At 43.9% G+C, this 14,725-nt stretch carries 13 protein-coding genes; 1 reads left to right on the top strand and 12 read right to left on the bottom strand.

Translation table 11 applies throughout. From position 1 onward, the window contains the following. The 7 genes from AB1488_10070 to AB1488_10040 all read right to left on the bottom strand — a co-directional run. Window positions 1–815: twin-arginine translocation signal domain-containing protein (locus tag AB1488_10070; GenBank protein ID MEW6410437.1), on the bottom strand; the 815-nt coding region annotated here is incomplete at its 3' end. A gap of 31 nt (window positions 816–846) precedes the next feature. Next, window positions 847–1,647, bottom strand: coding sequence for a cytochrome c (locus AB1488_10065; GenBank protein MEW6410436.1), 801 nt, complete (start codon window positions 1,645–1,647; stop codon window positions 847–849). A 119-nt stretch (window positions 1,648–1,766) separates the two neighbouring features. Then, the gene (locus AB1488_10060) at window positions 1,767–2,558 is read right to left on the bottom strand and encodes a c-type cytochrome (protein ID MEW6410435.1); all 792 of its coding nucleotides are present in this window, start codon (window positions 2,556–2,558) and stop codon (window positions 1,767–1,769) included. 13 nt (window positions 2,559–2,571) lie between these two features. Next, a complete protein-coding gene (locus tag AB1488_10055; GenBank protein MEW6410434.1) occupies window positions 2,572–4,056 on the bottom strand; it encodes a c-type cytochrome in 1,485 nt (494 codons plus the stop codon). 56 nt (window positions 4,057–4,112) lie between these two features. Further along, window positions 4,113–5,648 (bottom strand): cytochrome b N-terminal domain-containing protein, encoded by a 1,536-nt coding sequence (locus AB1488_10050; GenBank protein MEW6410433.1) that lies wholly within the window; start codon window positions 5,646–5,648, stop codon window positions 4,113–4,115. Window positions 5,649–5,662: 14 nt separating this feature from the next. Beyond that, window positions 5,663–6,136: a Rieske (2Fe-2S) protein gene (locus AB1488_10045; GenBank protein MEW6410432.1), complete on the bottom strand. Its 474-nt coding sequence runs from the start codon at window positions 6,134–6,136 to the stop codon at window positions 5,663–5,665. Next, window positions 6,129–8,003 carry an FAD-dependent oxidoreductase gene (locus tag AB1488_10040; GenBank protein MEW6410431.1) on the bottom strand — a complete coding sequence of 625 codons (1,875 nt, stop codon included), beginning with the start codon at window positions 8,001–8,003 and terminating at the stop codon, window positions 6,129–6,131. The genes AB1488_10045 and AB1488_10040 overlap by 8 nt, the downstream gene beginning before the upstream one ends. A 400-nt stretch (window positions 8,004–8,403) precedes the next feature. On the opposite strand from AB1488_10040, the gene AB1488_10035 reads away from it, so the two are divergent. Further along, on the top strand, window positions 8,404–10,008 hold the full coding sequence (locus tag AB1488_10035; protein MEW6410430.1) for an ATP-binding protein: 1,605 nt from the start codon (window positions 8,404–8,406) through the stop codon (window positions 10,006–10,008). 18 nt (window positions 10,009–10,026) lie between these two features. On the opposite strand, the gene AB1488_10030 is transcribed toward AB1488_10035, so the two are convergent. Genes AB1488_10030 through AB1488_10010 form a run of 5 tightly spaced genes read right to left on the bottom strand, consistent with a single transcriptional unit; the run spans window position 10,027 to window position 14,484 of the window. After that, on the bottom strand, window positions 10,027–11,403 hold the full coding sequence (locus AB1488_10030) for a sigma-54 dependent transcriptional regulator (GenBank protein ID MEW6410429.1): 1,377 nt from the start codon (window positions 11,401–11,403) through the stop codon (window positions 10,027–10,029). Between the two features lie 3 nt (window positions 11,404–11,406). Next, window positions 11,407–12,789 carry an ATP-binding protein gene (locus tag AB1488_10025; protein ID MEW6410428.1) on the bottom strand — a complete coding sequence of 461 codons (1,383 nt, stop codon included), beginning with the start codon at window positions 12,787–12,789 and terminating at the stop codon, window positions 11,407–11,409. Next, window positions 12,780–13,250 carry a uroporphyrinogen decarboxylase family protein gene (locus AB1488_10020; protein ID MEW6410427.1) on the bottom strand — a complete coding sequence of 157 codons (471 nt, stop codon included), beginning with the start codon at window positions 13,248–13,250 and terminating at the stop codon, window positions 12,780–12,782. The genes AB1488_10025 and AB1488_10020 overlap by 10 nt, the downstream gene beginning before the upstream one ends. Before the next feature lie 17 nt (window positions 13,251–13,267). After that, the gene (locus AB1488_10015; protein ID MEW6410426.1) at window positions 13,268–13,807 is read right to left on the bottom strand and encodes a uroporphyrinogen decarboxylase family protein; all 540 of its coding nucleotides are present in this window, start codon (window positions 13,805–13,807) and stop codon (window positions 13,268–13,270) included. Beyond that, window positions 13,804–14,484, bottom strand: a complete 681-nt coding sequence (locus AB1488_10010) for a cobalamin-dependent protein (GenBank protein ID MEW6410425.1) — start codon at window positions 14,482–14,484, stop codon at window positions 13,804–13,806. The genes AB1488_10015 and AB1488_10010 overlap by 4 nt, the downstream gene beginning before the upstream one ends. Window positions 14,485–14,725: the final 241 nt, after the last annotated feature.

The raw sequence follows: 14,725 nt of genomic DNA, 5'->3' as shown, positions 1-14,725 counted from the left end.
TCCCAGTTAAATACAAGCAGGTAGTCGTGGTCTGCTGCGAGCATCTCTGAGATAACAACGCCCTGCTCTATGTTGTAAGATGTCGCAAAGGAATACTTGCCCTGATAGTCCGTTGCAGCAAGGTCAAGGTTTTCCTCAACCATCACCTGGCATATAACAGCCATCCTCTCAGCATCCACGATGGTATGGGCACCGTAATATTCCTTTGGGGGCACCCCTGTTCTATTTGGTATAGGTGACTGAAACTCGCTGTTTATAGCAATCCATTCTGTCTTTGGGTGCCTCTGGGGAAAGGTCCCGTGCATACCCTGTGTATTCGGTATAGTGATAATAGAGTCAACCTCCATATAATCGATCCTGATCCTCGCAAGCCTGTTATTGGCCTTGTCATTCACCCAAAGATATTTCCCATCGTATGTGCCATTTCTGTAAGAGCCGTGGACATGATGGGTATCTCCTACAATAAGACCTTTCAGGAGTTTCTTGCTTTCATTCGTTATTCCCCATCCAGAGCCGCACTCAATATTGAAAACAGGTATCCTCTTGATCTCCCGCATCGAAGGGATGCCGAGGACCCTTACTTCGCCTGAATGTCCACCACTCCAGAATCCATAGTATGTATCATACTCACCAGGCTTTATCTCATACTTCTGACTCCCTTTGCTTCCTTCAGCCCTTGCCAGAAGTGTCCTTTTTGTTGATTCAGGAAGGACACCTTCTGGCATGATCATACCTGCGCCGGCAACTGCTCCCGCAGCACCAGCGATGCCTAAGAACTTAAGGAAATTTCTTCTATTAATTTTATTTTTAGACATTTTCAGACCTCCTTCTTACAATTTCATGCAGTTATTTTTTGGCAACTGGCACACGCTCCATTAACAAGAGGGTATATGAGACAAGGTGCCATCTTTCTTCCTCAGTCATTGAATCTTCATAAGAGGGCATTCCGCTCCCATCAAGACCTGTGGTATATGCAGTATACACATTTTCAGAGGCAAATCCCATCTTTGTGGCACCAGTGGTAAAATCAAAGGGAAGTATCGGGTCTCCCCAGTCATCTTTTAGTCTGTCTGATTTTGGACCGTCACCCTTGCCATGCTCTCCATGGCATTCCCAGCACTTCATCTCTTCGTATAATTTCTTGCCATTCTCTATGGAATCATGCGTCCCAACCCACTTTGGAGCTTTCACAACAAATGGTTCGCCTGTTTCTTCCTCTTTCCATCTCTTTGAAAATGTCTTTATGTACTGAATGACAGCCTTTCGCTCCTCCAGTGGTAGATCCTCATGAGATGGCATATATGCCCTGGGAATACCATTAGTTACTACTCTTAGGAGGTCATCATCTGTTGGCAAATAACCTGTAGGGGTTGTGCGGAATCTGAATACCCCTGTTGTAAAATCCCTCGGATATATGGTCTGAACAGCACCCCTCTTCTGGAATCTGTGAATAATACCAACCAGACCTTTACCATCACCCTTATCTCCATGACATATTATACAGCGGTTCTCATAAACCTTCTTGCCGAGATCAAGAGTCTTTGTATCTACGGCATCAGCGCCCCTAAGGGTAGCCACAATCGCACCCAACAGAAGCACTAAGAGAAACAACATCCCAACCTTTAAATTCTTTCTGATCGCTTCCATACCTTAGCCTCCCTTTTGTGTCATTATTTAAATGACACCTTTTAAGCTAACAACTAAAGAACAACTTGCCATCCTTTTACACCATTTTATAATTTTAATTATCACCCCCTTTCTTTCGATCACTTAATCTTCCCCATCAATTTAAGCGTATATGAGGCAAGGTGCCATCTGTCTCCCTCACCCAATGAGTCTTCATAGGAAGGCATCCCTGTCCCATCAAGGCCAGTGGTATAGGTTATATAAATATCTTCTGCTGAAGCCCCTCTTTTGAGTGCACCGACTGTAAAATTAAAGGGCACTATGGGCTTTCCCCAGTCGTCTTCAATCTTGTCTGATTTTGGACCGTCACCCTTGCCATGCTCTCCATGGCATTCCCAGCACTTCATCTCTTTGTATACCTTTTTGCCCCTTTCAACAGATTTACTGCTGCCAACCCATCTTGGTTTTTTTACAGGTATGGATTCACCCTGCTCTTCCTCCTTCCATCTTGTTGAAAAGGTCTTTATATACCCAATAACAGCCTTTTTCTCCTCCATTGTAAGTTGGTCTTTATGAGGGGGCATGAATGACCTTGTGATGCCCTTATCAATCAAAAACATTAAGTCTTCATCGGTAGGCAGATATCCTGTTGGTGTAGAGCGGAACCTGAAAACGCCGATGGTGAAGTCTCTTGGCTCCACATTTATTATACGGCCGTTCTTTTCTGCTCTCTTCATGACGCCCGCCAGACCCTTGCCATTTCCTTTAGCTCCATGGCATATCATACAGCGCTCTTCATAGATATTCTTGCCCAGATCAGGCTTTTTGGTCTCTGTCTCGTAAGCAATCCCTATCTGTTGAGATATCAAGAGGATAATTGACAGTACAGGCAGTAGGTGAGATTTCTTAAATGTCTTAACAGCTCTTTTCATTTCCAATCCTCTCTTATTTCTTCTTTGAAAGCGTCTTCACATAGGAGACCACATCAACTATATCCTGGTCTGAAAGCCCAACACCTTTTTTGCCAAAAGGTGGCATTGGAGTGCCTGCCCTCCCATCACGAACTGTTATTGCAAGAAATTCTGGACCAACGAGTTTCTGCACGGCTGGATTTCTGAGATTGAGTCCTAAACCCCCTTCGCCTTTGGGGCTATGGCAGAGGGCACAACGGAGATTGTATAACTCCTCGCCCCTTTTCATATCGCCCTTAAATTTCGAAAATTCAAAGGGCCTGGCTCTGTCTTTTGGTCTCTTTTTCGTGATATACCTAATAATCCTATCAATCTCAGTATCAGAAAGCCCTGCAGCCTCTGCCTTCCATGAGGTCATCTGTGTCCCCTTCCTTCCCTCTTTAATTATCGCCTTTAACTCCTTATCATCGGCGATCTTTAAGAAGGGAGGATTCATTATCGACGGCACAGTCCGATTAAAGACCTCGTCATAGATGCTCTCCTTACCTGTGGCATGACAGGCGATGCAGAACATCTTATACAATCCCTCGCCGTCACGGGGTCTTTCTGGGGGCGTATATCTTATCCGTCTATAGCTCCTTGGCATCTCTTCTGATCGCAGCGATAACACATAGGTGGTAAGAAGTTCTGACTCTTCCTCTGTAGTCTTGGCCTTCATCTCACTTTCAGGCACAAGCTCACTCGGACCAAGAAGATGCTCTTTGTGCCAGGCATAGACCGTCTTCTCACCTTTAACATACCTCATGGGGAAATAGGCATAGGGCTGGGAGCCAACGACATCGAGGGCTTTACCGATGTCTCCACCAACACCATTAAGTTTATGGCAGCCCCTGCATCCCTTCTCCCTGAAGAGCTGCTCACCCCTCACAATCTTATCCATCATTCTACTTTTCATAAACCTGAGGTCGTGACATTGGGTACAGGAGCTCTGGATATACTTTAAGGGTATAATAGGAAAATCCCAGTGGATCTCGCGACCAGCACCAGGGTACTCCACCATAGGTGAGGGTGTCTTTAGACGGTATGCAATAGGGTAATCCCACTGGGTCACAGGTATCACGCCGTGTGCCTCTCTCTTGTTTGTGGCACGACCCTGCCCATAGTGACAGACAGTGCAGCCGAATCTCTCCTGAGGATGGCTCTTTAAATAGTCACCGCTATGTTGTTTGAAGGGAACCTTTGCATCCGCCATCAAGGGGTTATCAACACCTGTGTGGCAGCTCGTGCAGCGGTCAACCCTTTTCAGGCTATCGAGGTAAATCTGTTGAACCTTGACATCCAGTGCCTTTGCTCTTCTCTTTGCAGCCTCATCCTTTGCCTTTTTGATGAGTAAATCTCTGTATTCGGTCTGATAATCTTTCCATTCAGGCATCAGCACTTCATAGATAGCAAAGGCTGTAAAGGTAAGTAAAACAAGGGCTGATAGTAATACCAGTGTCAGGCAGAATCTCGTGTACATATCTCTCCCGCTTTATTAAAAACTCATCACTCAAAACTCATAACTCTTAACTGTTCTTAATGTATCGGCCACTGGCTCTTTGACCAGAAGAATTCCCAGTTAGGACCTCTGAAGTAGGTCCCCATAGCAGTGAAGATGACATAGCTAATAAGAAACATGGTAAACAGTGCAATAGCTCCCATCCTCGTAGAACCTGTCCTCTTTATGACCCATATTGAGTAGGCGATCATAAAACCGACCCAGATATTGCCAGGATTTATCAGTGTAATCAATAACTGCGGTATATCCGGCCACCAGTTCCTAAACCAGCCGAAATTGACCACAAAAGCGAGTAACCCTATATTAACTACCGTCCCCACAATTAGTGCCTCAAGGGCCACAATCTTCCCCTGTTTATTCGAAAACCATATCCCCACATACTCTTGTTCTCTGTCAAGATACGGTATCAAGACAAATCCCAAGAGTGCCATACCCGGGAGACCAACACCACCCATGAATGCAGAATATGAAAGCAACTCCTGAAGTCCAAGGAAATACCAGGGTGCCTTTGCAGGGTTTTCAGGTATAAGGGGATTGGCAGGCTCTTTTATGGGTGCATTTATATAGAAGGAATAAACAATCACACCAGCGAGGGTAAGCATAAACACTGCCAGCTCTGCCCGAAGGAGATGGGGCCAGCTCAGCACAGAATTCTCCACATCCCTGTCAACAGCAGGTGTCTTGCCCTCTGAAAGGGCCATCAATCCATAGGTCTTATAGGGCACAAAGATTCCACCTGTCTTTTCTGTCTTCTCCGTGGGCGCAAAGGTCTCAGGTTTTGTAAGTCCACCGTCCTTCCTTATCCTCCAGAAATGGACAGCTAAAAATATAAACATGAGTCCTGGAAGAAGTATTATATGGAGGAGATAAACCCTTATGAGGGACTCCTTCCCTGCAATCGTGCCGCCTAAGGAGAGTTCCTTGAAGAAGCCTCCAATATCAAAGTATCTTGTTATTCCGAGGGCGTCTGTGATCTCCCTCGGAGACCCTATGATATTCGCTACTATCAATAGTGCCCAATATGCAAGCTGATCCCATGGAAGCATATACCCCGAGAGGTTTACCCCCATGGTGAGTGTAAGGAGCATAACACCTACAATCCAGTTGAATTCCCTCCCCTGCTTGTAAGAGCCTGTATAGAAGACCCTCGCCATGTGGAGCATAACAAAGATTATCATGCCCTCACCCGCCCATTTGTGGATATTCCTTATGAGCCTTCCACCAAAAACAACATAGTTTATGTCTTTGACAGTGTTGTAGGCATGCTCTATGGATGGACTGTAATAGACCATAAGGAGGATACCTGAAATGGTAACAATCACGAACAGGAAGAAGGATATAAGCCCGAGGCCGAAGGTGTAAGTAGGTCTTAAGGTATTCAGGTGGGTCTTGACTCCCTGCATATGGAGGAAGAAGTTGTTGACTATCACCTCAGCCCTCGACTTATCAGATACGGGCTTGCCACTCCTCAGAAAGGAACTGAGGAATGACCTCTTGAGTGACCTTATATTCTCCTTGAATCTGGCTATCCCTGACCGAGCCTTCTCTTCCATTTTATAGACCTCATCTATACAAACTTATATTTTGTCCCCTGGGGAACTTCCTTTGAAGCATCGACGATAATGGTCCCATTCACATCCTGGGTTATCTCGAACCAGGGGAGGGCCCTCGGCGCAGGTCCAGCGATAACCTTACCTCTTTCATTGTATCTTGAGCCATGGCATGGGCACTGGAAACCCAACTCGGTCTTAAAGACGATACAACCGAGATGGGTGCAGACAGCGGATATTGCATAAAGCCCTTCATCGTCAGAGAGTATAAAGACCTTCTGGTCATCCAACTTTCTTATAGTGCCTATAGGGAAGTTCTCGGTCGTTCCTATCTTGAATTTAGTTGATTCCTCATAATGGACAGTAGGTTTCATCATTCTCAATGACCCACCCACTACAGGTATTGATGCGAGGATCGCAGCCCCCCAGGACGCCAGGCTCAGAAAATTCCTCCTCGATACACCCTCTTTATTATTTGTCTCGTTACTCACTTGCCCACACCTCCTTAAATAAAAATCTCTCCATGGTTATTGCACCAACAGGACATCTCTTTGCACAGAGACCGCATCTTATACACCTATCTTCATCCTTTATGATCGCTGAACCTTTACCACCCCACCAGAAAGCCCCACCCTTTGGGTGGGGTGGTTTACCTGCAGGTTCCTCACCATATCTGGTTCTATAAAGTGCTGTAAGGGTTTCATCACCCCTGATATTCTCAAGACTTACAATCCGCAGACAGTACTCAGGACATACATCGGCACATCCACCACAGAGGATGCACCTCTCACTGTTAAATATTGTATTAACGGCACAGTTCAGACACCTTCCTCCCTGCTCCTCTGCCATATCCTCTGTAAAGCCTGTCTCGACAACAGTGAAGACATTTTTTACCCTATCCTCTGTCGGGATTGTGGGGATAGGTCTTCTCTTTATCTTTTCATAATCCTTAGGGTGTGCTACCTCATTGCGTGAGACCTCCTGTTCGTATTCTCTTAGGTGAAACTCTTCTGTTTTTAGCTTTAAGGTTTTCCTGCTTATATACTCATGTATCGCAATAGCAGCCCCCTTACCACTTGCCACCGCATCTATAACAAGCTTCTGTCCATAGGCAAGGTCACCGGCTATAAATAACCCGGGGACAGATGTGGAAACCCTATCTGGACTAACCTTTATCGTCCCTCTCTCCGTCCGCACTATGTCAAGCCCGCTTCCATCAAGAAATGAAAGGTCGTATGCCTGACCTATTGCAAAAAAGACCGTATCGGCAGAAAGTGTTATCATATCGGACTCATCATAGGTGGGATTGAAATTCCCTTCACTGTCGAAGATGGAAATAACCCTCTTAAATGTTACAGACCTTACACTACCATCTCCATCCGAATTTATTTTATGAGGGCCATAACTATTGAATCTTTTGACCCCTTCCTCCTCTCCTTCCTCTATTTCTATCTTATCAGCAAGCATATGTTCGAAATCCTCTATACATATTAAGGCAACAGACTCCACACCATTCTGTCTTAATGCTGTCCTTGCTACATCATAAGCCACATTTCCGCCTCCGATCGCCACCACCTTTGGTCCTATCTTCACCTCTTTACCAGTAGAGACATCCCTCAGGAAGTCAACACCTCCGAAGACCCCCCTGCTGTCTGCACCATCGATAGGAAGGATTCTTGCCTTATTTGCTCCCACCGCTAAAAGCACAGCAGCAGATTCTTCATAAAGTCTCTTGAGAGGGATATCCCTGCCGATCTCAACACCCAGTCGGATTTCAACACCGAGTGCCCTTATTGCATTAATCTCTGCTTCAAGTGTCTCTCTCGGAAGTCTGTATGGCGGAATGCCTACAGCGCACATTCCCCCGGCTACCTTCTCCATTTCATAGATGATGGATTTATATCCCATAAGAGCGAGGTCATGGGCACAGGCAAGACCTGCTGGACCCGAGCCAACGATCGAAATAGGCCTTGCAGTCTCTTTTGCAATTCCAATTATTCCACTGCCATCCTCTTTAAATCTCCCTACAAAATTCTGGACGAAATCCTTCTTATCGTGGCAAATCTCGACCCCGAATCTCTCTGTAACGAATCTCTTTAATGCCCTTATGGCGATAGCTGCATCAACAGTCCTTCTTCTGCAAGCCACCTCACAATGGGCACCACAAATCCTTCCGCATATAGAGGCGAGTGGATTAGGCATCCGGGCTATCCAGTATGCCTTCTCGTAGTCCCCCTCTGCTATAGCCCTTACATAGCCTCTGGAGTCGGTATTAACAGGACACCCTGTCTGGCACCTTATGTTCTGCCGCCAGTATTTATAATCTGGGATTACTACCTGAAAGTGTTTTGTCGTCAAGTTAAAATTCTCTGCGTTTAGATTGGAGGTAAGGTTTCTATCCTCAAATTAGAGGAAAATTAGCAAACATTGTGCCATCGAGATAAATAAAAGAAAATGCTTAATTTTCCAAAAGGTTAGGTTAAAATTGGGTTTTTCGTACTAAAACATTTGTGGCATAGATGTCCCCCAAATAATCTATTTTCTAATGACTACTCAAATTTCGATTGTATTGTAACTCTTTTGACAGGGACATTAATGTCTCATTATTTTGGGACAGCCGTGTCCCTAAAATTGTGTTCCATAATCCGTAATCAAAGGGCATGAACCATTGTAAGTGCTTAATTCTTAGGGGTATGCAATAATATGCAATAAACAGTAACAAAGGGGAATAGATTTTGCTATCTCTAAGAAAAGGGTTATGAGACGAATATTTTTGGTGATTATGCTATTTTATCTTTTCATTACCACAGCAGGCATCCTGTTCATGGGCGCAAGGCTTATTGTAGTTAAAGAAAGGGTGGAATCCCTTACCGAGGCACAAAAAAGCCTGATAAAGCGGGCTGAATTTAAAGATGTCATTTTTGAGCTGGATAAATCCATCGAGAGAAGTAATTTTAGGGCAAAAACAAAAGGTCTCATTGAAAGAGCCCGGAACATTGTGAGTCAGTGCTACGGATGTCATCACCCACAGCATATAATGGCTCGAATAGAGAATGCAGAGAGGTTAGTCAATGAGCTTGTAATAGAAATGCCTTCAAAAGATTTCGCTCGCCAATCTGAAAAGCTCTTAGCCACTACAAACCAGATTATTCCCTTTGTCGAAGCAGCATATGAAAGGGCTACATACCTGGCAAATGCGAGATTAAAATCTGCAACACAGGAGCTTCAGAAGGCAAAGAATATTGCTATAGTTATTATCCTCTTAGGACTTTCTCTCTTTATCGTTTTCTCGACTATATCCCTCCTGAGGGTCTCGACTCTCGAGTCTAAAGTCAAAGAGCGGGAGACAGCCCTTCGTGATTGGGCAGAACAATGGCAACACACCTTTGATTCGATACAGGACATGGTACTTATCCTTGACAGAGATTGCAGAGTCCAGATGATGAACGATGCCGCCAAAAGGATGTATGGAAGAGATGCAGTAGGTAAAGGGATATTCGAAATCCTCGGTGAATCATTTGTATCTGAGTGTAAGGATGTATACAAGAGTATTTCCTCTATGGAGATCTCTATAGGTGACAGGGTGTTTTCATTCAGGACATTCCCGAGACTTATAAATAATAAGGAGACAGGTTGTGTTATCGTCGTAAAGGATATAACTGCTGAGAAAGAAATGGAGCTAAGGCTTATACAGGCAGAGAAGCTCTCTGTACTGGCACGGACGATTACAGGTGTTGCCCATGAATTATACAAACCATTGACAGCGGTGAGTGAGTACAGTGAATTGTTGATAGACATCGCTTCTATCCATAATGGAATCAGGGAAGTAGCTAGTAAAATTAATATATCTACCGCACGGATGAGTAATATTGTCGGTGACCTCTTTCTCTTTTCAAGGGTTCCAGTCCTTGAAAAAAACCAAACAGATGTAAGGTCCCTTGTTGACAAAACAGTTCAACTTGTGAGGGAGGTTCTTGAAACCTATAAGATAAGGACATGTATCGAGATTGACGATACTGTGGTTTTCATCGACAAAATCAGAATGGAGCGTGTATTGGTAAGCTTGATAACAAATGCCATCCATAGAATTAGCGATTCAGGGAAGGGCGATAAAATACATATAAAGGCCCATAAAAGGAATGGTTGGGTAATTATCGAGATATCAGACAATGGTCCAAGCATCCCACGACATTTAAGGCAAAGAATGTTCGACCCACACTTCACCTTCGGAGAAATAGGCAAAGGAGCCGGACTCGACCTCAGCATTAGCTATAACATCGTCAAGGCGCATGGCGGTGATATAACGGTAAGAGGCAGTGGGGGAAATGGAACAACATTCATGATAGAATTACCTATTAATTAAGAGATGCCCCAAGACTAACTAATCTTTGTTTCTAATATCAAGTTTATATCTTTTTATGAGACGATGTATAGTCTTTCTATTAATTCCTGCCTTTTCAGCAGCCTTGGAAATGTTAACTGAAGTACTGTTTAAAAGAGCTCGAAGGTAATTCCTTTCAAAGGCGGCAAGCCATTCCTCCTTTGCCTCCTTATATGGGAGTGTCTCTACAAAGACAGGAGGTAGTGTCCTATGGATTTCCTCTGGAAGGTCTCTAATGTTTATTTTTTCTCCATCACACATAACAACCGCTCTTTCAATAACATTCTGGAGCTCCCTCACATTGCCTGGCCACGAATAATTCTCAAGAATTACCATTGCATCTGAAGATATACCCTTTACATTCTTTTTGTGCATATCGTTAAATTTATGCAGAAAATATAACGCAAGCAAGGGGATATCTTCCCTTCTATTTCTTAGAGGTGGCACAAGGACACGGATCACATTGAGGCGATAGTAGAGGTCATCTCTGAATGTCTCTTCTGAAACACTCTTTTTAAGGTCTCTGTTTGTTGCTGATATTATTCTGATATCTATTGCTATGAACTTGCTGCTGCCGAGTCGCCTCACTTCTCTCTCCTGAATCGTCCTTAAAAGCTTCGCCTGCAGAGTCAGTGGCATCTCTCCAACCTCATCAAGAAAAAGAGTACCTCCCTGAGTAGCCTCTAAGAGTCCCGGTCTGCTTGTATTAGCACCGGTAAATGCTCCTTTCTCATATCCGAACAACTCACTTTCGAGAAGGTTTTCTGGCAGTGCCACACAATCAACAGGAATAAAGGGTTTTGATTTTCTCTGGCTCCTTGCATGAATGAGCCTTGCAACCATTTCTTTTCCGGTCCCACTCTCACCTGTAATAAGAATATTTGCATCCGTCAGGGATACGCGTTTTATAATCTCATTTACTTCACGCATAACCTCAGAGTTACCGATAAGTTCACCCATGGAAGATGTCATCAGCTCCTCTTTCAGCCTTTTATTTTCATCGGATAGCATTTTATATTTCATCGCCCTTTCAAGAACTATCCTGAGTTGGTCTGTTGAGAATGGTTTAGCGATAAAATCGAAGGCCCCTCTCTTTATAGATTCTACAGCGGTAGGAATATCTCCATAGGCTGTTATTAAGATGACAGGGGTTTCAGGGTTGATCTCCTTTGCTGCATCGAGGACCTCAAGTCCGCTCTTGCCAGACATCCTGAGGTCTGTAAGTATGACATCAGGATTATGCAGCTCTAACTCTTTTATCGCCTTACCACTGTCCTTTTGAGCAATACAATCATAGTTTAGCTTCTTGAGAAGTCTCAAATAATTCTCAAGCATCTCTTCTTCATCATCTATAACCAGTATCTTTCCCTTAGACATACACTACCCCCGGTTACTGGACGAAACTCTTTTTAAAGGCAGATATACTGTAAAAACGCTACCTTCATTCACAATACTTTTTACCGTGATATCTCCCCCATGGTTTTTAATAATGCCATAACAGATGGAGAGCCCCAGGCCTGTTCCCCTGCCCAGTTTTTTAGTTGTGAAGAATGGGTCAAATATCCTGTGGAGATTTTCTTCAGGTATCCCTTCACCTTCATCCCTGACCTTGACCTCGAGAAAATCAGGCTTCTCATCGGAGACTTCAGCCTCTATGTAAATCCTTCCTCCTTCTGGCATAGCATCTATTGCGTTGGATAGTAGGTTGTGGAATACCCGCTCTAATCTTTCGGGACATCCATAAATATCAGGTGTAGAGAAAGGTATATTCGTATGGACAGCACATCCGCTTTTATTTATGTCGCCATCGAGCATTTTTATGACCGCTTCGAGGATGTCTGTTATATTTACAGGTTTAAACTCTACAGAATGTGGTCTCGAGAAGATTAAAAGGTCCTGCACCATGGATGAGACCTTTGTAGCAAACAAAAAGATAACATCCAGATCCTTAAGTACACCTTCCGGCAGAAAAATCTCCTTTGATTCCATTCTCAGACATTCAATCCTATTCAATATTACGCTTAACGGATTGTTAATCTCATGACATAATCCTGCTACAAGCTCTCCGATCGCTACAAGCTTCTCAGATTGTAACAATCTATACCTGGCTTCTTTTAGTTCTTCTATCTTCTCCTTCAGTCTCTCATTGAGAATGCTTATCTCGGTGTAGGCCTTCTCGATTTCGAGCCTTTCCTTCTTCAGGGTCTCAAAGAGCTTATAACGCTGTATAGTCATGGATGCCTGGTTTGCTATGGAAAGGAGCACATTCATCTCATCGTGGGTTAGCACCCTTTCAGGCTGATAGGATACGGATAATACACCATTCACATCACCACCTGTTATCATAGGGATACAGACGTGAGATGATGAAACATTATCAGGAACCTTGCGATTCGGGCATAATGCGCTATAGTTTGCTCCACTGCAGGCTATGTAAGGCAAACCATCCCTCAAAGAGACACAGGCATTCACAGTCGAGTCGATATGGATATCAGGCATCGAGCCGTCGGATGTTCTGAATGCAGCAGGTTCGAATCTACCTACCTGTCCTACCATGAAGATACAACATATCTGGGGACAGAAGAGATTATATGTCTCATTAACTACTGCCTTTAGGGTTTTCTCCAGATTGATCGGAAGAAAACCTGTAATGTTATTCAATTTAATAACCGTTGAAAGGGCAGTATTAGTCCATCTTTCTTTTACTGCTCTATCACCATTTTTCTCTCCTGCGTGCTCTCTTTTAAGTTTTATCAGCGACATTGGTCAAATTCCCTCACCGCTTCCACAAGGGCGCGGACATTCTCTATACTCGTCTCAAGAGGGATTTCACATCCCGAACCAACTATATAATTCCTTTTCCCCTCCGCCTCATTGAGACAGTTTTTTACTTTCTCCTTTATCTCATGTGGAGTATCAGAAACAAAAGAGTAAGGTTTCAAATTCCCATTTAACACGATATTGCCTCCAAGTTCGAAGGCCTCTGAAAGGGGTACCACATAGTCTATAGTAGCAAGATTCACTCCTGACTTTTCAAAATAGGGGATGATTTTATGGGTTGCTCCGGCAATACTTATCCACGAGACTGGCGAACCCTCCTCTTTAAATGAATTATACATTCTCCTTAGTCTCTGAACTTCTAAACGGTCAAAAAGGTAAGGGGGGATAACAGCAGGTGATGCAACAGGGTCAAAGACGACAGGGCAATGTGCCCCTGCCCTTATAAGTGCCTTACCGTACCTTACCTTATAGCAACCTCTTCGGTAAAGTCCAGAAGTTGTTCCACTCTCTCAGGTCCATCAGCTAATTGATAGAGAAATCTTTCAAGACCCATGAGCTGCGAGGCAATGGTGAGAGGTCCCAGAACGCAGGCAGCTATAAGGCACTCATTTCCTGCTGCTTCTCTGAGCCACCTGCAGGCTTTAAGGAGAACAGGCATCCTACCGTCCTTTGAAGGGTCTGGGAATTTCAATTCCTTTATGTCATACATGTCCCTGAGAACATGTTTTTCGATAAATGGGTATGCGTCCTCTTCGTAATGGAGAGTGCATCCCAATGCCTCTGCCTCTACAGATAGGTCTGCAAAAGCGAATAAAATATCGTAGCCAATAGCCTCTCTCGCCTTAAGTTGACTTTCTGCTATTACGCTCCCATCACTCACATACTGAAAGACGTTGTATCCATTAATTCTCGCTGTGAGGCCGAAGACCTCAGGAGCAACAGGTCTTTCTTCAGGTAACACACCATTTATTACGCTGAGCAATTTCTCATAGGATGTCATGGCAAAAAATTTAAGAGGGTCATAGACTTGTCCTTTGCTCCTTCAAGATAATGGAGGGTATCAAAGGCATCCTTTGCAACATAATCCACATTAAGATCTTTAGGCCTTGTCTGTTGTATCGCAGCACCACCAGCTATAACTTTTATATCCATTAAACCCTCTCTGGAGAGAATATCTTTAATCTCCCTTATGTATGGAATAGTCACTGTTATTAAGCTACTCACCCCTATATATCCCGCACCCTCCATTATTGCAGCCTTTACAAAATCTTCAGGATTCACATCCTTGCCGATGTCAATTACCCTGAAGTCATTAGCTCGCAAGAGCATCTTTATCACATGTTTTCCGAGGTCATGGATGTCGCCTTTTATGGTGCCTAAGACAATGGTCTTTTCAGATTCGTGGTTCATGCGGGACGATTTTGGAAGATACCTTGCAACTACATCATCCATTACCGCCATCATGGCTCGTCCTGCAAGCATTATTTCAAGGAGGTTAAATTCTTCATTTGTGCATTTTGCATCCAGAGATCGAAGCGCTGCGGTTACTCCGTCATCAATGAGCTTCTCTACAGGGAGGCCACCCTTGAGGAGTTTTTCAGCCAGATCAACAGACTTTTTAGATTCCCCAGCGATAATTGCCTGAGTGAGTTTATTTATTTCTGGCTCTATTTTCATAAGTTATGAAAAATATTCCTCAGTTTCAAATCTAAGATACCAGAAAAAGATATAACAGTCAATAGATTACTGGCTCATTGTCAAAAAGCAGAAATGCTTTATAAAACCTTGACCACCATGAGGGTCATATCATCGAATTGCGGCTGGCCGCTTGCAAAGGTATCAACAGCCTTTTCGATATTTTCTACTATATCTCTTGCAGGGTTTCTGCCTTTATTTTTTAAAACATCTATCATTCTAT

The organism is Nitrospirota bacterium (assembly GCA_040756155.1).
Classification (GTDB): Bacteria; Nitrospirota; Thermodesulfovibrionia; order JACRGW01; family JBFLZU01; genus JBFLZU01.
This window is presented reverse-complemented; position numbering and strand designations above follow the sequence as displayed.

Bases quoted from the DNA above. Each gene is read 5' to 3' on its own strand.
- AB1488_10025 (MEW6410428.1), bottom strand. From the start codon at position 12,789: ATGTCGCTGATAAAACTTAAAAGAGAGCACGCAGGAGAGAAAAATGGT.
- AB1488_10050 (MEW6410433.1), bottom strand. From the start codon at position 5,648: ATGGAAGAGAAGGCTCGGTCAGGGATAGCCAGATTCAAGGAGAATATA.
- AB1488_10035 (MEW6410430.1), top strand. From the start codon at position 8,404: ATGAGACGAATATTTTTGGTGATTATGCTATTTTATCTTTTCATTACC.
- AB1488_10065 (MEW6410436.1), bottom strand. From the start codon at position 1,647: ATGGAAGCGATCAGAAAGAATTTAAAGGTTGGGATGTTGTTTCTCTTA.
- AB1488_10055 (MEW6410434.1), bottom strand. From the start codon at position 4,056: ATGTACACGAGATTCTGCCTGACACTGGTATTACTATCAGCCCTTGTT.
- AB1488_10015 (MEW6410426.1), bottom strand. From the start codon at position 13,807: ATGACATCCTATGAGAAATTGCTCAGCGTAATAAATGGTGTGTTACCT.
- AB1488_10030 (MEW6410429.1), bottom strand. From the start codon at position 11,403: ATGTCTAAGGGAAAGATACTGGTTATAGATGATGAAGAAGAGATGCTT.
- AB1488_10010 (MEW6410425.1), bottom strand. From the start codon at position 14,484: ATGAAAATAGAGCCAGAAATAAATAAACTCACTCAGGCAATTATCGCT.
- AB1488_10060 (MEW6410435.1), bottom strand. From the start codon at position 2,558: ATGAAAAGAGCTGTTAAGACATTTAAGAAATCTCACCTACTGCCTGTA.